This is a genomic window from Streptomyces altiplanensis (assembly GCF_053591575.1).
In genome coordinates this window covers 6826-25382 of record NZ_JBSFUB010000036.1, presented here as the reverse complement: position 1 = coordinate 25382, position 18557 = coordinate 6826, and the positions used below count along the sequence as shown (strand labels likewise).

Below are 18557 nucleotides of genomic sequence, written 5' to 3'. Positions count from 1 at the left end.
TCTGTGTTCCGCCGGCGCGGAAGGCCCCGCTGTTCGTCCGGCGGACGCCCCTCAGTCGTGGGCGGCGAGGAGCGGGGTCAGCCGGGCTCCGGGAAAGGCCCGCTCGAAGGAGTTGGCCTGCCAGCGGTCCGGGAACAGCGCGAGTACCGCCTTGTCCCGGACGCGGGTCAGTGCCTCGCCCGTGACCAGCCGGGAGCCGTTCAGGGCCGCCGCTCCGGCCGCGTCAGTGGCCCGCGCCAGGTGATAGGGGAGCGCTTCCAGGCGTACCGGGGCGGAGAACTCGCCCGCCATGCGTGCGGAGACGACGTCGAACTGCATCGGCCCCACGGCGGCGAGCACCGGCGCCTGGTCACCGCGCACGTCGGACACCAGGACCTGCACGACGCCCTCTTCGTCCAGCTGGGCGATGCCGCGCCTGAACTGCTTGGAGCGGCCGATGTCCACGGGACGTACGACCGCGAAGTGCTCCGGCGCGAAGGTGGGCATGGCGGGGAAGAGGGCGGGCGGCCCGGCGTAGAGGGTGTCACCGACGCGCAGAGCGGCGGCGTTGACCAGACCGACCACATCGCCGGGGTAGGCGGTGTCGACCATGGAGCGGTCCTGCCCGAAGACGCTGTGCGCGTACTTGGTCGCGAACGGCTTGCCGGAAGCGGCGCGGGTGACGGTCGCGCCCCGCTCGAAGACGCCCGAGCACACCCGCAGGAAGGCGATCCGGTCGCGGTGCGAGGGATCCATGTTCGCCTGCACCTTGAACACGAGCCCGGAGAACGGGGCGTCGACCGGCCGGCTGCCGCCGCCCTCCAGTACGCGCGGGCCCGGCGGCGGGGCGAGGTCGACGACGGCGTCCAGCAGCAGCCGTACGCCGATGTTGGAGATCGCGGCGCCGAAGAAGACCGGAGTGGAGGTGCCGGCCAGGAACGAGGCCCGGTCGAACCCGGCCCCGTCCGCCCGCAGCAACTGGAGTTCTTCCGTGGCCTGCTCCCAGTCGGCGCCTTCCTCGAGGGCGGCCCGCTCGGCCGGCACCGGCTCCTCGACGGCCTCGTGGGACCCGCCGGGGGTACGGGTGAAACGCAGCATCTGCCCGGGTTCACGCACGTCGATCAGGCCGTGCATGTAACCCGAGGCGCCGACCGGCCAGGTGAGGGGGGTGGGTCGCAGGCGAAACTCCCGCTCGATCTCGTCCAGCAGCTCCAGCGCCTCACGCCCGGGCCGGTCCCACTTGTTGACGAACGTGATCACCGGGATGCCCCGGTGGCGGCACACGTCGAAGAGCTTGCGGGTCTGTTCTTCCAGCCCCTTGGCCGCGTCGATGAGCATCACCGCGCAGTCCACCGCCGCCAGCACCCGGTAGGTGTCCTCGGAGAAGTCCGCGTGACCGGGGGTGTCCAGCAGGTTGAGCACGCAACCGCGGTGGGCGAACTGCAGCACCGCCGAGGTCACCGAGATGCCGCGGGCCTTCTCCATCTCCATCCAGTCCGACGCCACCCCGCGCCGCCCCGACTTGCCGTGCACCGCGCCCGCCTCGGTGATCGCGTGCGCGTGCAGGGCCAGCGCTTCGGTCAGCGTGGACTTGCCCGCATCGGGGTGGCTGATCACGGCGAACGTCCGTCGCCGGGCCGCCTCGCCGGCTGCCGGTCCGCCCATGGTGTTCACCGAACCGCCTTCGTCGCTGTCGCTGTCTGTCGCTGTCACCGGAGCCCGGTCACCCGCCCCCCGTACTCCTCGTCGGCCCCGGGTGAAGGACCGGACGGCTCCGGCAGTCGCTCCCGTACGTCGGGCGGCGGCCGCGTTCCGCGCGCCGGCGCCCACGCCGACTCCAAAGCTACTCTGACGTCAAGGTAGGGTCTTCCGCGGGGTGAGGACGGCCCCGGCTGCTTGCCCCCGCGTATCGGGAGTACCGCGTGAACCTGCGGGACGGGACCACCAAAGGATCACCGCGGTCACCTCTCCGGTAACGTCAAGATATGAGTCATCCGCATCCCGAACTTAAAGCCGCTCCTCCGCTGCCCGACGGAGGCCTGAGGGTCGTCGCCCTGGGCGGCCTCGGGGAAATCGGCCGCAACATGACCGTCTTCGAGTACGCCGGCAAGCTGCTCATCGTCGACTGCGGCGTGCTGTTCCCCGAAGAGACCCAGCCCGGGGTGGACGTGATCCTCCCCGACTTCACATCGATCCGGGAACGCCTGGACGATGTCGTGGCAGTGGTGCTGACCCACGGCCACGAAGACCACATCGGCGCCGTTCCGTACCTGCTGCGTGAGCGGTCGGACATTCCTGTCGTCGGCTCGAAGCTGACACTGGCCTTCCTGGAGGCCAAGCTCAAGGAGCACGGCATCAGGCCCCGTACGGTACGGGTCCGTGAGGGCGACCGGCGGGGGTTCGGCCCCTTCAACTGCGAGTTCGTGGCGGTCAACCACTCCATCCCGGACAGTCTCGCGGTCGCGATCCGCACCGGTGCAGGGATGGTGCTGCACACCGGTGACTTCAAGATGGACCAGTTCCCGCTGGACGAGCGCATCACCGACCTGCGGGCCTTCGCCCGGCTCGGCGAAGAGGGGGTGGACCTGTTCCTCACCGACTCCACCAACGCCGAGGTCCCCGGCTTCACCACGTCCGAGCGCGATCTGAACCCCGCGATCGAGCAGGTCATGCGCACCGCTCCGCGCAGGGTCATTGTGTCCAGCTTCGCCAGCCACGTGCACCGCATCCAGCAGGTCCTGGACGCCGCCCACCAGCACGGCCGCAAGGTCGCCTTCGTGGGCAGGTCGATGGTCCGCAACATGGGCATCGCCCGCGAACTCGGCTACCTCAAGGTCCCCTCCGGCCTGGTCGTGAGCATGCGGGAACTGGAGAAACTGCCGGACCACAAGGTCACCCTGGTGTGCACCGGTTCCCAGGGCGAGCCGATGGCCGCGCTGTCGCGGATGGCCAACCGCGACCACATGATCCGCATCGGGAAGGGCGACACCGTCCTGCTGGCCAGCTCCCTGATCCCGGGCAACGAGAACGCCATCTACCGGGTGATCAACGGTCTGACCCGGTGGGGCGCCCACGTGGTCCACAAGGGCAACGCCAAGGTGCACGTCTCCGGACACGCCAGCGCCGGTGAGCTCGTCTACTGCTACAACATCGTCAAGCCCCGCAACGTCATGCCCGTGCACGGCGAATGGCGCCACCTCCGCGCCAACGGCGACCTGGCCATCCGTACGGGTGTCGACCCCGACCGGGTCGTCATCGCCGAGGACGGCGTCGTCGTCGACCTCGTCGACGGGCGCGCCTCCATCACCGGCAAGGTGCCCGCGGGCAACGTCTACGTGGACGGCATGACGGTCGGAGGAGCCACCGAGGCGTCCCTCAAGGACCGCGTCACCCTCGCGGAGGAAGGCGTCGTCACCGTCGTGGCGATCGTCGACGCCGACACCGGAGCCCTCGCCGAGACCCCCGACTTCCTGGCCCGCGGGTTCGTCCACGACGACACCACCTTCGAGCCCGTCATCCCCGTCATCGAGAAGACCCTCGCCACCGCGGCCGAGGAAGGCGTGGGAGACGCGCACCAGCTCGAACAGCTCATCGCCCGCGCGGTGGCGAACTGGGCGTTCAGGACCTACCGCCGCAAGCCCCTCATCATCCCCGTCATCATCGACGCCTGACCGGGCCGACCGGACCGTTGCCCGCCCGGAGACCCCCACTCCGATACGGCCGGTCGGCCCAGGCGGACCTGCGCATACCAGGACCGCTTCCTACGGTGGCTGAATGGTCATCAGCTCTTCTCTCCGCCCCCGCCTCGTGAGTGCGGTGGCTCTTGCTGTCTGGGTGCCGGCCCTCGTGGCCGCACCGGCCACGGCCGCCCCGCGCCCCGAGCCGCTGCCGCCACATCCCGTCTCCGCCGAGGCATCACTGCTGCACCGGCCGGGGACGCATGTGCGGCTCCGGCCGGGGGCGCCGAAGCTCCCGCGCGACGTGTCCGCGCTCTCGTGGCTGGTGGCCGACGCGCGCACGGGCGAGGTGCTCGCTGCCCACGACGCGCACCGCCGCCTGCCGCCGGCCAGCACCATCAAGACGCTCTTCGCGGTCACCGCGCTGCCCCGCCTTTCCGGCGCGGCCCTGCACACGGTCACCAGGGACGAGCTCACCGGAGTGGGTGAGGGCAGCAGCCTGGTGGGTGTGGCGCCGGGCCGCACGTACCAGGTGGCGGACCTCTGGCGGGGGGTCTTCCTGCGCTCCGGCAACGACGCCGTGCGCGTACTGGCCGAGATGAACGGCGGCTGGGAGGTCACGGCCCGCCAGATGCAGGCCAAGGCCCGTGCCCTGGGCGCGCTGGACACCCGCGTGGTCTCCCCGGACGGCTACGACGCCCCGGGCCAGGTCTCCTCCGCCCACGACCTGGCCGTCTTCGGCCGCGCCGGGCTGGCGGACCCGCAGTTCGCCCGGTACGCGGCGACCGTCGACGCGGCCTTCCCCGGCGGGACGCGCCCCGACGGAAGCTCCACCTGGACCTTCGGAATCCAGAACACCAACCGGTTGCTGACCGGGTCCCACGGGGTGAAGCGGTACCCGGGGCTGATCGGCGTCAAGAACGGCTACACCTCCGGCGCGGGCCATACCCTGATCGCCGCCGCGAACCGGGGCGGGCGCACCCTGCTGGTGACGGTGATGAACCCCCAGCGGGGCGGTGGGGCCGCGGTGTACGAGGAGGCCCGCGCCCTCCTCGACTGGGGTTTCGCCGCCGCCGGGCGTGTCGGCCCGGTGGGCTCGCTGACGCCGCCCGCCGCCCCCCGGGCGTCCCCGGCCGGGCCGGACTCCGTCGCGCGGGCCGCCGCGCTGTCCGAGAAGCCCGGCGCCGGGATCGCGTACGCCCTGCTGGGCGCCTTCGTCGCCGCCGCGTGCCTGGCCGCGGCCGCCATCGCGAGAGGGCGGGGCGGATACCGCGAGCCGGTGGTGGCGGACCGGTTCACGTCTGCGTGCGGGCAGATCCGTGCCGCGGTGCGGCGGGCCCGGTCCCGTCGGGGCCCCGGGAGGTTCTGAGACGGAAGAGGGGCGGCCGGGACGCCCCTCACCCTCAGCGCGGACCCATGCCCTGGTGCATAATGCACCCCTCGGAGACGTCGTGGCACCGGGGCCGCCGCCAGTGACCGCGACGTGGGTGCGCACCGCCGTGCCGGCCTCTTCCGCGTACGAGCCGCCGTATCCCATCAGCACATCGCCGGGAGACGGGGAACTTTGCCGCAAGTGCTGCGAGAGTTCGGGCCCGGAGGCCAGCATGAGGCGTCCCTGTCCTTGCCGCACCCCCGTACTCGCACGACACCGGCCGGAAAGCGAATACCTGTGAACAGTCACGACGCCGCCCCATCCCGCGGGGAGCGCATGCTGCAAGACCACCTCGGCACCGCGCCGCGCGCCGACGCCTTCTACGACCGGCAGGTCCGACCCCACCTCACCGAGGTGATGAGGGACTTCATCGGCCGGCAGTCGATGGTCTTCCTCTCCACGGCCGACTCCCGCGGCCACTGCGACGCCAGCTTCCGGGCAGGCCCGCCGGGATTCGTCACCGTCCTGGACGAGCACACCCTCGCCTACCCCGAGTACCGCGGGAACGGTGTCATGGCGAGCGCCGGGAACATCACGGAGAACCCGCATCTGGGGCTGCTGTTCGTCGACTTCACCCACCACCACATCGGGCTGCACGTCAATGGCTCGGCCCGGCTGGTGGGTGCGCAGGAACTCCGCGCCCGCCACCCCCTGATACCGGTCGACACAGCCCCGGGACGGCAGCCCGAGTTCTGGGTCCACGTCAGCGTCGCCGAGGCTTTCATCCACTGCTCCAAGCACATACCCCACCTCGAACCGGCCCGCCGCCCCCAGGGCCCCGAGCTCAAGCGCCCCAAGGACGCCGACTACTTCACCGCCGTGCCGGCCGAACGGCTGCTCACGGACCGGTAGCCGGCTCCGCCCGGGCGGGTCCCGCTCGGGGACGAGCGGCCGCCTGCCGCACACGCGGTACTTCCGCGGCTCCTGCGGCGTCCGCGGCAGCGCGCATCGCCTGCGTCCGCCGGACGGCCGGCGCCGGGCCCGGCGGACAGGACCGGGCAACGTCCGGTCGCGGGAGGAGGAGGGGCACCTCATGCCAGGCCGCAATGCGCTCGCCGTGCCCGGAGCCGCCCCGACCGGAGGCTTCGGGCTCGCCCTGCCGGCGGGTACGCACGCCCCGGTCCAGCCGGCCGCCGGCGTTCGCGCCATGAGCGCCGGGCGGCTCGGGGCCGTCGTGGCCGCGTTGACCGGCGTGGTCACCGGTGGGCCGGCTCCGGCCCGCTTCCGCCGCACCGGCCGAACACAGCGCACGCGACCGCGCGTTCGGGCGTGCCGGGACCTGCCGTGCGGGGGTCCGGCCCGAAGCGCGACTCGGACTGTGCCGCCCAACCGGGCGTTCGCCGGACGCGGCGACGTCCTCGGCCCGGGGCGGGGAGATGCCCCGTACGGGCTCGCTGACGCCCTGTCGCGTACGAGGGCCTGCCCGGACGCCGACCGCGTCCCGCGTCGGCCGGCCCCGCATCGGGCCGGCCGGACGTTGAACGAAACAACAAGTTCGAGGCTTCACCGGGCTCCGGGCCGCCGCGGACCGCGCGCCGCCCACGGACGCCCCCCGGCCGGGGCGTGCCAGGACGAGCGCATACAGGCCCAATCGGGTACGAATGGATACTGCGGCCTTATACATTCGCAGGGCTCCGAGGGGCCCGCCTGTTCAAGGAGGTGGCTTCCCATGTCGGAAGCGACCAGCGCAGCCAGGAACGAACCCCGTGCCTCCGGTGCGACGACGCTGCAGGGCAAGTCAGGAGCGAACGCGGCCCCCGCGACGCGGGGCAGGACGACCGTCGCGGACGGGGTGGTGGAGAAGATCGCCGGGATGGCGACGCGGGAGGTGTCGGGCATCCATGCCCTGGGAGGTGGCCTCGCCCGCACCATGGGCGCGGTACGGGACAGGGTTCCCGGCGGACGGTCGAGCGTCACCCGAGGGGTCACGGTCGAGGTCGGTGAGCGTCAGACCGCCATCGACCTCGCGGTCGTCGTGGAGTACGGGGTCGCCATCACCGACGTCGCCGCCGATGTGCGCGAGAACGTCGTCGCGGCGGTGGAGCGGATGACGGGCCTGGAAGTCGTGGAGGTGAACATATCCGTCAACGACGTCCACCTGCCGGACGAGGAGGACACGGAGGACAGGGGGGAGGAGACCCGCACGGGGCGCGTGCAGTAACCGGCCCCCGACGGCGGGCGTACGCCCGCGGGGCTGTCCGTCACCCGGCCGTCCACCGGGTCACGGAGCCTCGTCGCGGTATCCGCACACCCACGCCAGCGCGTCGTGCACTCCCCGGGTGTGATCCCGCGGACCGGGCCGGCTGACGGGCTCGTCCATCTGCACCACGGCCGCGTCCACCTCGGCGGTCAGCTTGTACAGGTCGGGGACGCCCTCCTCGCCGCCCGCCCCGGTGACCGGCGAGCGCTCCGCTCGGCCCAGGGCCCAGCGGTAGGCCTCCGAGGCGCCACTGGAGAACGGCGAACGCCCGCGCTCGGCCCCCGCGGCCTCCAGCTGCTCCTGGGCCCGCTCGACGTCGGCGTACCCCCGGGTTCCCACCCGGGGTTTCCCGCCCTGCCGTATGTTCCGATGAGTGGTCATAACGGCTCGCCTACCCGTCGCCGGTCCGGTGATGCCTGCTGTCGGAGAGCCTCCTGGCGGAGCGCCCCCGCCCGGCCCCGGTTCACCGCGCGGGTACGTCCTCTCGCGCCGCCCGGGTGTCCGGCGCACCGGTGGCCACGGCGACCGCCTCGACCTCGACGAGCTGGTCGGCGTACCCGAGCACCGTCACGGCGAGCAGTGTGCTCGGAGCGTCGTGCGTGCCCATGTACTCCCGGTAGACCTCCCACGCCTCGACCAGGTCGCTCTGCCGGGGAGAGGCCACGTGGACGGTGGTCTTGACGACATCGGACAGCGACGCGCCCACCCCGGCGAGCGCCGTGGCGAGATTGCGCATTACCTGGTGGGTCTGGCCTGCGTAGCTCCCCACGGCGACGGTCCTGCCCTCGGCGTCGAGGGGGCAGGCACCGGCGGTCCAGATGACGCGCACGGGCGCGTCGGCGACCGATGCGTAGGCGTATTCCACCGTCTGCGCGAGCCGGTCGTCGCGGACCAGCCTGACACCTGTGCTCATGGAAAGCTCCGTCCTGCCGTCCCGCCCGGGCGCGGTTGTGCGGGGCGCCTTTCCGGCGGAATTCTCGGTGATCGCGGCGAAGCCGTCCAGCGAGTTCGGTGATCACTGCGCGTGGACCATCGGGCCGGACCCGCTCATGGCAGGGCGGGCGCGGACGAGCCGTGGGTGCCGGCGGTGGAGCGTCCACGGGGGCCCGGGCGGGCCCGCGGCGCAGTCGTCGGGACGGCCGTCGCCGCCGCCGGGCCCCCGCGGACAGCTGTTGGCGGTTTTCGCCAGGACGGCCGTATGACTTCTTTTCCGGTGGGTACTGGCGGGGCAGCGATGCGCTGAAACCGGCATCCCCGAGGGCCGCGCCGGACGGTTCCCGGACCCGGTCAGGCGGCGAAGCCCGGATCCGGGGCGTGCGGAAGGCGGCGACGCGTCTTCGCAACCCCATCGGACGAGCCGGGCTTCCAGGCAAAGGGGAATAGTGTGGATTATCCGGCGAAATAGGTACAGAAGGGGTTGAAGATCGTGACGGATGTATCCGGTAAGGGCCCGTCCCCAGACGATGACCGGAAGGTACTGACCAACCGGCAGGGCCACCCGGTCTACGACAACCAGAACCAGCGCACTGTGGGCGCCCGGGGCCCGGCCACCCTGGAGAACTACCAGTTCCTGGAGAAGATCAGCCACTTCGACCGCGAACGCATCCCCGAGCGCGTCGTCCACGCCCGGGGCGTCACCGCGTACGGCTACTTCGAGGCGTACGGCGCCTGGGGTGACGAGCCGATCAGCCGCTACACCAGGGCCAAGCTCTTCCAGGAGCGCGGCAAGCGCACCGACCTGGCCGTGCGCTTCTCCACCGTGATCGGCGGCCGCGACTCCTCCGAGGCGGCCCGTGACCCGCGCGGCTTCGCGGTGAAGTTCTACACGGAGGACGGCAACTGGGACCTCGTCGGCAACAACCTGGGCGTCTTCTTCATCCGCGACGCGATCAAGTTCCCGGATGTCATCCACGCCCTCAAGCCGGACCCGGTCACCTTCGAGCAGCAGCCGCGCCGGATCTTCGACTTCATGTCGCAGACCCCGGAGAGCATGCACATGCTCGTGAACCTGTTCAGCCCCCGCGGGATCCCGGCGGACTACCGCCACATGCAGGGGTTCGGCGTCAACACCTACAAGTGGGTCAACGCCGAGGGCAACACCGTCCTGGTCAAGTACCACTGGCTGCCCAAGCAGGGCGTCCGCAGCATGACGGCGGAGGACGCGGCGAACGTACAGGCCGAGGGGCTCGGCCACGCCACGAAGGACCTCTATGACGCCGTGGCCAGGGGCGACTACCCGGAGTGGGAGCTCGTCGTCCAGATGATGGAGGACCACGACCACCCCGAGCTGGACTTCGACCCCCTGGACGACACGAAGACCTGGCCCGAGCAGGACTTCCCGCCGAAGCCGGTCGGGAAGATGGTCCTCAACCGGATGCCGGACAACTTCTTCGCCGAGAACGAGCAGATCTCCTTCGGCACCGGTGTACTGGTCGACGGCCTGGACTTCTCCGACGACAAGATGCTCGTGGGCCGTACGTTCTCCTACAGCGACACCCAGCGGTACCGGGTGGGGCCGAACTACCTCCAGCTGCCCGTCAACCAGGCCAAGAACGCCGACGTGCGCACCAACCAGCGCGACGGCCTGATGACGTACAACGTGGACCAGGCCGGGGAGAACCCGAGCGTCAACTACGAACCGTCGATCACCGGCGGCCTGCGCGAGGACCAGTACCCCACGCACGACGAGCAGGGCCCGGAGATCCGCGGCAGGCTCACGCGCAAGCGCATCCCGCGCACCAACGACTACATGCAGGCCGGACAGCGCTTCCGGCTCATGGAGGACTGGGAGCGGGACGACCTGGTGCACAACTTCGTCACCATGCTCTCCGACTGCGACCGCCCCGTGCAGGAGCGGATGGTCTGGCACTTCCTGCTCGTCGAGAACGAGCTCGGCCTGAGGGTGGGCGAGGGGCTGGGCATCAGCCCGCAGGACGTCGCCGGTCTGGAGCCGCTGGCCAGTCAGGACCTCACCGAGGAGGACCGCAAGCGGCTGGCCAACCTGGGGGACAACCCTCCGCGCGACGTGACGGGTCTGACCATGACGCACTGCGTTCCCGACGAACGGCATGTCGTCACGCGGTGACACCGGTGACGCAGGTGGTGCCGGTGGCACCACAAGCGGCCTGAGCGGCGGGCTCCGCGCGTGTACCTGCGTGCGGAGCCCGCCCTTCCAGGGGCTGATGATCACGATCCGTTCCGCTGAGACGTTGGAGGACCGATGGCTGTACGGCACCACTTGATCCGCAGGCCCCCCGAAGCGGTGTGGGAGGTCCTGGCCGACGGGTCGCGGTATGGCGACTGGGTGGTCGGAACCGCGCAGTCGCGGCCCGGAAAGGGCGACTGGCCGCAGGTCGGCGCCACGATCGAGTACACCGTGAACCTCGGGCCGTGGACGGTGACGGGCCAGACGATCGTCCGCCGCAGCGAACCGCCGTACGAACTCGAACTCGAAGCCGACAGCGGCCCGCTGGGGACCGCGAGGATCGCCATCGAGGTGCGCCCCTGGGGGGACGACGCCCTGGTCATCCTCGACGAGCACCCGCTGCGCGGAGTGGGCGGCACGCTGCACAACACGGCGCTCGACGCCCTGCTGCAACTGCGCCACCGCAGCATGCTCGGCCGGCTGGCCAAAGTCGTCGAGCACGCCCCGCGGCACGCGAGCGAACGGTCCTGAGACGCCGGGCCGGACAGGAGAAAAGAATGCCGGACGCGGTAGTGATCGGTGCAGGACCCAATGGACTCGTCGCCGCGAACCTGCTGGCCGACGCCGGCTGGACGGTGGAAGTCCTGGAGGCCCAGCCCGAGCCGGGGGGCGCGGTCCGCAGCGACCGCGGCGTCCACCCCGATTACGTCAGCGACCTCTTCAGCGCCTTCTACCCACTGGCCGCGGCCTCCCCGGTCATGGCCCGCTTCAGGCTCCACGAGCACGGGCTGCGCTGGAGCCACGCCCCCAGCGTGCTGGCACATCCCCTTCCCGACGGGCGGTGCGCGGTCCTGGAACGCCGCACCGAGGACACCGCCGCCGGCCTCGACGCCTTCGCCGCCGGTGACGGCGCCGCCTGGCGGGCGCTGTGCGGCGTATGGGACCGGCTCGGCCCCGACATCCTCGATTCCCTCTTCACCCCCTTCCCGCCCGTGCGTTCCGCGGCCCGGGTCGCGGCCCGGCTGCGCGGCGCGGGCGGGCTGCACCTGGCCCGGACGATGCTGCTGCCGGTGCGGCGACTGGGCGAGGAGGAGTTCGACGGGGAGGCGGGCCGGCTGCTCCTCGCGGGCAACGCCCTGCACGCGGACCTCGCCCCGGAGGCGGCCGGCAGCGGCGGCTTCGGCTGGCTCATGTCCATGCTCGGCCAGAGGTACGGGTTCCCCGTACCGGCCGGCGGCGCGGGCGAACTCACCGCGGCGCTGGTACGGCGGCTGGAGCGGCGCGGCGGCGCTGTGCGCTGCGGCGAGCGCGTGACCGAGATCGTCGTGCGGGCGGGGCGCGCCGTGGGCGTGCGGACCGCGGGCGGCGAGGCGGTGCCGGCGACCCGGGCGGTGCTGGCGGACGTGTCCGTACCGGATCTCTACGGCGGACTGGTGGACGCCCGGCACCTGCCCGGCCGGTTCCTCGACGACCTGCGCACCTTCCAGTGGGATTTCGCCACCTTCAAGGTCGACTGGGCCCTCGACGGCCGCGTGCCGTGGACCGCCGCCGAAGCCTCGACCGCGGGCACGGTGCACCTGGCCGACGGGGTGGACGGTCTGACCCGGTTCGCCGCGCAGATCGCGACGGGCCAGGTCCCCGACCGGCCGTTCGTACTGTTCGGCCAGATGACCACCGCCGACGCCTCCCGCTCACCGGCGGGCACCGAATCGGCGTGGGCCTACACCCACGTCCCCCACCGGATCAAGGGCGACGCGGGAGACGACAGCCTGACGGGCACCTGGGACAAGGGCGAGCAGGAAGCGATGGCGGACCGGGTGGAGGCCCAGGTCGAGCGGTACGCGCCGGGCTTCCGGTCCCGCATCCGCAGCCGCCGCATCCTCGCTCCTCCGACGCTGGAGTCGATGAACGCCAACCTCCGCGGGGGCGCGATCAACGGCGGCACCACCGCCATGCACCAGCAGCTCATCTTCCGCCCGCTCCCCGGCACCGGCCGCCCGGAAACGCCCGTCAAGGGGCTGTACCTGGCCTCGGCCGGCGCACACCCGGGCGGCGGCGTCCACGGTGCCCCGGGCGCCAACGCGGCGCAGGCGGCGCTGCACAGCCGTTCCCTGGGGGGTGTACTCAGCCGTGCACAGCGCGCTCTGAGCCGCCGCGACAGGAGCGGCGAACGCACGGAAACCTCCCCGGAGGAATGACCGCCGCTCTCCCTCCCGTCCCCGCTCAGCCGTTGCCGCCGTGGAGCGGGGACCCCGGGGACGCGCCGACGGCGTCGGCCTCCCCGCCCGCCCCGAGCAGACCGGTCGCCGAGAGGTCGGCGCGGCCTTCCAGACGGCCGAGTACGCGCCGGGACCGGAGGGCGACGATTCCCGGCAGACACACGCGCGCCGCCCGGGCGGCGCGCAGCCAGGGCTGGGTGTAGACGGCGGGAGAACGCCGCTCGATGCCACGGACGAGGCGGTCCACCACCGGCTGCGACGGGTAGACCTTGTCGGCGGGCCACGGCAGGTGGGCGCGCAGTTCGCGCATGGCCCGGTGGTGCTGGGCGTCCTGGATCATGTCCGTGTCGGTCCAGCTGATGTAGGCGACGCCCACCCCCACGCCGCGGTGCGCCAGTTCCGCACGTACCGTCAGGGCGAACGCCTCCACGCCCGACTTGGAAGCGCAGTACGCCGACATCAGGGGAGCGGGGGCGACGGCCGCGAGCGACGCGATCTGCAGGTAGTAGCCGCGGGTCCGGAGAAGCCCGGGCAGGAAGGCCCGGGCGGTGACCGCGCTGCCGATCAGGTTGACCTCCACGATCCGTCGCCAGGTCGCCGGGTCGCTGTCGAGGAACAGGCCGCCCGCGGCCACCCCGGCGTTGGCCACCAGCACGGAAGGCGGCCCGAAGCGCTGCTCCACCTGGGAGGCGGTACGTGCCATCCCGGCCTCGTCGGTGACGTCGACGGCCCAGTGGGCGGCTCTGCCCGGGAGAGAGGCGGCGACCCGGGCGAGTTCGGATTCCTCGTGGCCGAGCAGGGCCACGTCGGCTCCTCGCCGCACGAGCGCGCGCGCCATGCCTTCTCCGAGGCCGCGCGCGGCGCCGGTGACCACAGCGGTGCGGCCCAGCAGGGGAAGCGCTCTTGTCATCGTCGTCCTCCAAGAAGATGCCACGTGGTGTCCGGTGCGGCCCTTCATCCGCCTGCCCGCATGCGCAGGCGGATGCGGGCACCCGCTCAGAGAGCGGTGCCGCCCGTGCCGGGCGGTGCGGGTGCGAGCCGTTCGAGGGCGTTGCGCAGGGCCGTACGCAGTGGCCCGGACGGCGGCGGTCCGTCGACGCTGTCGACGAGGCGCTGGGCTATCTCGCGGAGCTCGATGTTGGTGTGCCGGGAGACGTCCATCAGGACCTGGAACGCCTCCTCGTGGGTGCAGCCTCCCAGTGTCATGACGATGCCACGCGCGATGCCGATCACCGGGCGGGTCTCCAGGGGCAGGGGCTGTCGGGGCCGGCTGAGCTCCTTCTTCAGCACCGGCTCCCCGGGCGCCTGCACCTGCGCCTGCACCTGCACCGGCACCGCGGGCCGGACGGCTTCCAGCGTGGTCTGGACGGCCTGGACGGCCTGGAAGCCCTCCGTGTCCGACGTCTGCCAGGACTGGTCGTCTTCCCGGTGCACGGGAGCCTCGCTGTCCGCGATGACCGTGCGGTTGTCGTTCGTCGTCATGATTCCGGCTCCTTCTGACCAGTCTGCGGCCGCCCCGCGCAGGGGGCGACCGGCGGCCCGCCGTTCGGACGTGCTCCCTGTGTGATTCCCTGTTTCTGCCGGTTTGAGGCTTCGGGTCTTTTTCGTCACCGGACTGCCCCGCTCCGGCGCTGCCGGGCCGTGTGCCCGGCGGGGCTGTGGCGCGGTGAGGTCAGGGGGCGACGCGCAGCACGAGCTTGCCGCGGGTGCGGCCCGACTCGATGTGGCGGTGGGCGGCTGCGGCGTCCTCCAGCAGGAACACCTCCTCGACCTCCACGGACAGGGCGCCGGAGCCGATGAGGCGGGCGATCTCCCCCAGCGCGTGCCCGTCCGGCTCGACGAGGTACGCCGTGGCGCGGCGGTCCCGCGCCCGGGCCCGTTCGAGGAGTTCGGGCGACACGCCGGAAGGTACGGCGACGAGCAGTCCGCCGGGGCGCAGGGTCTCCAGCGAGCGGGTGCTGGTGCTGTCGTGGCCCTCGCCGATCAGGTCGATGACGACGTCCACGTCACCGACCACGTCCTCGAAGCGGACCGCGGTGTAGTCGACGACCTCGTCGGCGCCGAGTTCACGCAGCCAGTCGTGCTTGGCGGCGCGCGCGGTGCCGATGACGTGTGCGCCCAGGTGGTGTGCGATCTGGACGGCGAAGTGCCCCACACCGCCGGCCGCGGCATGGACGAGCACGCGCTGCCCGGCCCGGAGCCCCGCCGCGTCCACCAGCGTCTGCCAGGCGGTGAGCGCCGCCAGCGGAACGGCCGCCGCCGCGTCGTGGCCGACGCCGGCGGGCTTGCGGGCGAACTGCCGGGAGGGCGCCGTCACGTACTCGGCGTACGCACCGGCCCGGCGGGGGAACCACGGCATGCCGAACACCTCGTCGCCGACGTTCAGCGTGTGGACGCCGAAGCCGACCGCCTCCACGACGCCGGACACGTCCCACCCCAGGACGAAGGGCGGTTCGCCCAGGACCCCGGCCATGCCGGAACCGGCCCGGGTCTTGCAGTCGACCGGATTGACGCCGGCCGCGACGACCCGTACCAGCACCTCGGTCGGAAGCGGCTCGGGGCGGGGCAGCGTGACAGGGCGCAGTACCTCGGGGCCGCCGAACGCGTCCTGGCTGACGGCCCGCATGGTGGGTGGGTTCATGGTGTCTCTCCCATGGTCGCTCGGACCCCGGGCGGGGCTCTTGGTCACGGGAGAAATGGTCCGCCCTCGCGACGGATCCCAGCTGCTCAAACGCCGCTCGGACACCGGCCGACACGATCGAGTGCACTGTTTCCCGGCCGTGTTTCCCGGCCGTGGGTGCCGGTGACGAGCGGGTCGCTCCTGGCGGTGGGCACGGGGTCCCACGGCAGGGCGCGGTGGCCGGGACGGACGTCCTGCCCGGCGTCCGCCGGTGCCCGGTGACCGCCGTACGGGTGGAGCCGTACCCCTCTCCTGCCGGGGTTCTGCCCTGAGGCGGCGGGGGAGCCGACCCTGACAAAAGTCGGGGGCGGGCCCGGCCGTCCGGGCGACGCCGGGCCCATGGGGCGTGGAGTGGAATAGCGGCAACGGTTCAACCGCTCCCCGGAGGCACCCCGTGACCACCCGCACGCACAAGCGCCGACCGCTCCGCCCGATGACCGAGGCCTTCGTGCGCTTCGTCGTCTGCGGCGGCGGCGTGGGGCTGGCCTCGAGCGGTGTGCTCCTGCTGCTCCACGACCGGATGCCGCTGGCCGTCGCCAACGCTCTGGTCACCGTCGTGTCCACCCTGATCGCGACCGAGCTGCACGGCCGGGTGTCCTTCCGCAGCGAGCGCGGCGGCTGGAGGGTCCATCTGCAGTCCGGCCTCACGGTCCTGGTGAGTTACGCGTTCACCACGGGAGCGCTGCTGGGGCTGTACGCCGTCCGGTCTGCGCCGTCGGCCTTGACCGAACAGGCCGTCTACCTCTCGGCTTCCGCGCTGGCGGGCATCGGCCGCTTCGCGGTCCTGCGCCTCGTGGTCTTCGCCGAACGCCCGGTGACGGCCGCGCCCGCGCTGAGCAGGACGGCCGTGGCGATCGCGGCGTGACCAGGCGGAGCCGGCGAAGGCGCTGCCGCGCGACCCTCCGCCGAAGTCCCTCGGCGGGGGCCCGCCCGCTCCGCACGCGCGTGAGCGGGCCGCCCCGTCCGAAGGGGCGGCCCGCCGTCAGCGCGGGATCAGCGGGGGAGCGTGGTCAGCACTCCCGCAGACCGGGCGCCGGGTCCACCGACGTATGGACGTCCACGGCCGGCATGTTGCCCCACTGGCCGTTGTCCAGCTGCGTCCAGTACCAGACGTTGTTGCCGCCCGGGTGGTTGTCGCCGCGGCCCCAGCACGAGAACCAGCTGAAGGTCGTGTTCATCTGGCCCCGCACCGCCGATCCGTACGACCGGTGCGCGTAGCCCTTGGCGCCGGCCCGGTTTCCGCAGTAGAGCTTGCCGTCCGAGCGGACGCCGCACTCGGCGGCGGGGCCGGCGGGCGCGGCGGCCGCGGGGGCCGTGGCGGCTGCCAGGCCCGCCGTCAGAGCGGTCGCGGCGAGGGTGACCGCGAGCTTCTTGCCCAGGTTCAGGTTCATGAGGTTCTCCTTGAGGTGTGATGAGTGGGATGTGACGAGTGAGCTGTGAGGGAGCCGGGGTGTTACGGGCAGGTGGCCACGCCGTCGAGCCAGGCCGGGCCCTGGATGTAGATGTTGGTGATCCACGCGCTGTAGTCCGGCAGGTAGGACCAGGCGTCGTTGGTGATGCCCTCGGCGGTGACCGATTGGGCGTGGACCTGGCACTCGACGCGCACGGACGTCGGGCCGGTGAACTTGTGCACCCGTGCGCTCGTCGTGGACGGCTCGGCATGCGTCCACACATCCGTGCCCCAGGTGCTGAACGTCCCGTGCTGCGGGTCGCTGTTGATGCGTACGGCCCCGAAGTAGTCACCCCCCAGGCGCACATCGCTGACCATGATCCGGGTGCCGGACTGCCGCGCCTCGACCATCTTTCCCGCGCCGAGGTGGATCGCGATGTGGTGGATCTTGCGGGCGTTGCCGTAGACCAGCAGATCACCGGGGACCAGCGGCCCGGTCCCGTCCGCGGCGCCGAAACGTGCTGTGGCGTGCGGGGTGTTGAACTGGCTGTGGGCGGTGCCGTTCAGGAGGTCCCGGCCGGTCGCCTCGGCGTAGGCGTACCGGACGAGGCCCGAACAGTCGAAGCCGCGCCGCTCGGGGTCGTGTTCGCTGGCCGGGTCGGTGGGGTCCACCACGCCGTAGGTGGGCCCGGGCGCCGGACCGTGGCCGCCGCCCCACGAGTACCAGACGCCGATCTGCGAACAGGCCGCCCGTACCGCCTTCTCCGCCGCCGCCGAGGCACCGGGTGCGAGGACGTCGCACCCTTCGGCGGCTGCCGTCCTCGGAGCCGCCGCCTGTGCGGGCCGCCCCGCCGGCCAGGCGATGAGCGACAGTCCGACGGCCGCCGCCGCGACTGCCGCTCTCCATCGGTTGCGCATTGCTGATCCCCGTTCATCTTCCGTCCGGCTTCCGGCTGTCCGGGTTCGGTCCGGCCCTTCGAGACTGGGTCGTGAAGCCGGTCGCTGTCGAGGTGCCGGCTGTCTCCCGGTGCGACAGGAAACGGGAAACGTCCTGGGAAACGGCCTTCACGTCGGTGTTCCACAGCCGCACGGTGCCGTCATTGCTGCTGCTCACCACCGTGTGCGTCCGCGGGTCGAAGACGACGCCCCAGACCGCGCCGCTGTGGCCGGTGAGGGTGGCGGTGAGCCGGTGGTGCGCGGTGTCCCAGAGACGCACCGTCCCGTCACTGCCGCTGCTCGCCAGCGCCTGAGCGCTCCCTCCGCCCCCCGGGTCCTCCGGACCGAAGGCGACCGCCCGCACCGCGCCGCTGTGGCCGGTGAGGGTGGCGGTGAGCCGGTGGTGCGCGGTGTCCCAGAGACGCACCGTCCCGTCATTGCCGCTGCTCGCCAGCGTCCGCCCGTCCTCGCTGTACGCCACACCGCGCACCGAACCCGTGTGGCCGCGGAGCACCGCGCGGACGTCCCGGTCCGCGACGTCCCACAGCCGCACCGTCAGATCGTCACCGCCGGCCGCCAGTGCCGTGCCGTCCGGACTGAAAGCGACGGTGTTCACGAAGTCCTGATGTCCCGTCAGGACAGTGAGGAGTGTGCGGCGGCGTACGTCCCAGAGTCTGACCGTGCGGTCGGCGCTCGCGGAGGCGAGGTGGTGTCCGTCGGGGGAGAAGGCGACGCCGAAGACGGAGCCGGTGTGGCCGGTGAGGGTGGCGAGGAGTCTGTGGCGGCGTACGTCCCACAGTGCGACCGTGCGGTCGGCGCTCGCGGAGGCGAGGTGGTGTCCGTCGGGGGAGAAGGCGACGCCGAAGACGGAGCCGGTGTGGCCGGTGAGGGTGGCGAGG

The 18557-nt window shown here is 72.3% G+C and carries 17 protein-coding genes; 8 read left to right on the top strand and 9 right to left on the bottom strand.

Annotation, left to right across the window (positions count from 1 at the left end; all coding sequences use genetic code 11):
• Positions 1–51: 51 nt before the first annotated feature.
• Positions 52–1692, bottom strand: coding sequence for a peptide chain release factor 3 (locus ACWD0Y_RS17845; protein ID WP_450261283.1), 1641 nt, complete (start codon positions 1690–1692; stop codon positions 52–54).
• A gap of 272 nt (positions 1693–1964) precedes the next feature.
• Between ACWD0Y_RS17845 and ACWD0Y_RS17840 the strand changes: the two genes are divergently transcribed.
• The 4 genes from ACWD0Y_RS17840 (at position 1965) to ACWD0Y_RS17825 (ending at position 7249) form a co-directional block, all read left to right on the top strand.
• Positions 1965–3650, top strand: a complete 1686-nt coding sequence (locus tag ACWD0Y_RS17840; protein ID WP_450261282.1) for a ribonuclease J — start codon at positions 1965–1967, stop codon at positions 3648–3650.
• Positions 3651–3795: 145 nt separating this feature from the next.
• Positions 3796–5025, top strand: coding sequence for a D-alanyl-D-alanine carboxypeptidase family protein (locus tag ACWD0Y_RS17835; protein WP_450261281.1), 1230 nt, complete (start codon positions 3796–3798; stop codon positions 5023–5025).
• Between the two features lie 339 nt (positions 5026–5364).
• A complete protein-coding gene (locus ACWD0Y_RS17830) occupies positions 5365–5940 on the top strand; it encodes a pyridoxamine 5'-phosphate oxidase family protein (protein ID WP_450261280.1) in 576 nt (191 codons plus the stop codon).
• A gap of 817 nt (positions 5941–6757) precedes the next feature.
• Entirely contained in the window at positions 6758–7249 is a 492-nt protein-coding gene (locus ACWD0Y_RS17825; RefSeq protein WP_450261279.1) for an Asp23/Gls24 family envelope stress response protein, read from the top strand.
• A gap of 60 nt (positions 7250–7309) precedes the next feature.
• On the opposite strand, the gene ACWD0Y_RS17820 is transcribed toward ACWD0Y_RS17825, so the two are convergent.
• Both ACWD0Y_RS17820 and ACWD0Y_RS17815 read right to left on the bottom strand, forming a co-directional pair.
• Positions 7310–7669, bottom strand: coding sequence for a hypothetical protein (locus ACWD0Y_RS17820; RefSeq protein WP_450261278.1), 360 nt, complete (start codon positions 7667–7669; stop codon positions 7310–7312).
• Positions 7670–7751: 82 nt separating this feature from the next.
• A complete protein-coding gene (locus tag ACWD0Y_RS17815; protein ID WP_450261277.1) occupies positions 7752–8201 on the bottom strand; it encodes a RidA family protein in 450 nt (149 codons plus the stop codon).
• 513 nt (positions 8202–8714) lie between these two features.
• Between ACWD0Y_RS17815 and ACWD0Y_RS17810 the strand changes: the two genes are divergently transcribed.
• The 3 genes from ACWD0Y_RS17810 (at position 8715) to ACWD0Y_RS17800 (ending at position 12631) form a co-directional block, all read left to right on the top strand.
• The gene (locus ACWD0Y_RS17810) at positions 8715–10373 is read left to right on the top strand and encodes a catalase (protein WP_450261276.1); all 1659 of its coding nucleotides are present in this window, start codon (positions 8715–8717) and stop codon (positions 10371–10373) included.
• Positions 10374–10508: 135 nt separating this feature from the next.
• Complete coding sequence (locus ACWD0Y_RS17805; protein ID WP_093802736.1) at positions 10509–10964, top strand: SRPBCC family protein; 456 nt, start codon at positions 10509–10511, stop codon at positions 10962–10964.
• Positions 10965–10990: 26 nt separating this feature from the next.
• Positions 10991–12631, top strand: a complete 1641-nt coding sequence (locus tag ACWD0Y_RS17800) for a phytoene desaturase family protein (protein WP_450261275.1) — start codon at positions 10991–10993, stop codon at positions 12629–12631.
• 25 nt (positions 12632–12656) lie between these two features.
• Here the strand turns inward: ACWD0Y_RS17800 and ACWD0Y_RS17795 are convergent, their stop codons facing one another.
• The 3 genes from ACWD0Y_RS17795 to ACWD0Y_RS17785 all read right to left on the bottom strand — a co-directional run bounded on the left by ACWD0Y_RS17795 (position 12657) and on the right by ACWD0Y_RS17785 (position 15293).
• Positions 12657–13562, bottom strand: coding sequence for an SDR family oxidoreductase (locus ACWD0Y_RS17795; protein ID WP_450261274.1), 906 nt, complete (start codon positions 13560–13562; stop codon positions 12657–12659).
• Between the two features lie 86 nt (positions 13563–13648).
• The gene (locus tag ACWD0Y_RS17790) at positions 13649–14134 is read right to left on the bottom strand and encodes an ANTAR domain-containing protein (RefSeq protein WP_450261273.1); all 486 of its coding nucleotides are present in this window, start codon (positions 14132–14134) and stop codon (positions 13649–13651) included.
• A 190-nt stretch (positions 14135–14324) separates the two neighbouring features.
• The gene (locus ACWD0Y_RS17785) at positions 14325–15293 is read right to left on the bottom strand and encodes an NADP-dependent oxidoreductase (protein ID WP_450261272.1); all 969 of its coding nucleotides are present in this window, start codon (positions 15291–15293) and stop codon (positions 14325–14327) included.
• A gap of 472 nt (positions 15294–15765) precedes the next feature.
• Here ACWD0Y_RS17785 and ACWD0Y_RS17780 point away from each other — a divergent pair, with 472 nt between their 5' ends.
• On the top strand, positions 15766–16197 hold the full coding sequence (locus ACWD0Y_RS17780) for a hypothetical protein (RefSeq protein ID WP_450261313.1): 432 nt from the start codon (positions 15766–15768) through the stop codon (positions 16195–16197).
• 145 nt (positions 16198–16342) lie between these two features.
• Here ACWD0Y_RS17780 and ACWD0Y_RS17775 read toward each other — a convergent pair whose 3' ends face one another.
• The 3 genes from ACWD0Y_RS17775 to ACWD0Y_RS17765 all read right to left on the bottom strand — a co-directional run.
• Positions 16343–16723, bottom strand: coding sequence for a hypothetical protein (locus ACWD0Y_RS17775; protein ID WP_450261271.1), 381 nt, complete (start codon positions 16721–16723; stop codon positions 16343–16345).
• 62 nt (positions 16724–16785) lie between these two features.
• Positions 16786–17640 carry a C40 family peptidase gene (locus ACWD0Y_RS17770; protein ID WP_450261270.1) on the bottom strand — a complete coding sequence of 285 codons (855 nt, stop codon included), beginning with the start codon at positions 17638–17640 and terminating at the stop codon, positions 16786–16788.
• Between the two features lie 13 nt (positions 17641–17653).
• The coding region (locus ACWD0Y_RS17765; RefSeq protein WP_450261269.1) for a WD40 repeat domain-containing protein at positions 17654–18557 on the bottom strand (904 nt) is incomplete at its 5' end.

Excerpts from the sequence above, each read along its gene's own strand:
- ACWD0Y_RS17770 (WP_450261270.1), bottom strand. The coding sequence starts at position 17,640 with ATGCGCAACCGATGGAGAGCGGCAGTCGCGGCGGCGGCCGTCGGACTG.
- ACWD0Y_RS17785 (WP_450261272.1), bottom strand. The coding sequence starts at position 15,293 with ATGAACCCACCCACCATGCGGGCCGTCAGCCAGGACGCGTTCGGCGGC.
- ACWD0Y_RS17805 (WP_093802736.1), top strand. The coding sequence starts at position 10,509 with ATGGCTGTACGGCACCACTTGATCCGCAGGCCCCCCGAAGCGGTGTGG.
- ACWD0Y_RS17815 (WP_450261277.1), bottom strand. The coding sequence starts at position 8,201 with ATGAGCACAGGTGTCAGGCTGGTCCGCGACGACCGGCTCGCGCAGACG.
- ACWD0Y_RS17775 (WP_450261271.1), bottom strand. The coding sequence starts at position 16,723 with ATGAACCTGAACCTGGGCAAGAAGCTCGCGGTCACCCTCGCCGCGACC.
- ACWD0Y_RS17790 (WP_450261273.1), bottom strand. The coding sequence starts at position 14,134 with ATGACGACGAACGACAACCGCACGGTCATCGCGGACAGCGAGGCTCCC.
- ACWD0Y_RS17825 (WP_450261279.1), top strand. The coding sequence starts at position 6,758 with ATGTCGGAAGCGACCAGCGCAGCCAGGAACGAACCCCGTGCCTCCGGT.
- ACWD0Y_RS17800 (WP_450261275.1), top strand. The coding sequence starts at position 10,991 with ATGCCGGACGCGGTAGTGATCGGTGCAGGACCCAATGGACTCGTCGCC.
- ACWD0Y_RS17780 (WP_450261313.1), top strand. The coding sequence starts at position 15,766 with ATGACCGAGGCCTTCGTGCGCTTCGTCGTCTGCGGCGGCGGCGTGGGG.
- ACWD0Y_RS17820 (WP_450261278.1), bottom strand. The coding sequence starts at position 7,669 with ATGACCACTCATCGGAACATACGGCAGGGCGGGAAACCCCGGGTGGGA.
- ACWD0Y_RS17840 (WP_450261282.1), top strand. The coding sequence starts at position 1,965 with ATGAGTCATCCGCATCCCGAACTTAAAGCCGCTCCTCCGCTGCCCGAC.
- ACWD0Y_RS17795 (WP_450261274.1), bottom strand. The coding sequence starts at position 13,562 with ATGACAAGAGCGCTTCCCCTGCTGGGCCGCACCGCTGTGGTCACCGGC.
- ACWD0Y_RS17830 (WP_450261280.1), top strand. The coding sequence starts at position 5,365 with ATGCTGCAAGACCACCTCGGCACCGCGCCGCGCGCCGACGCCTTCTAC.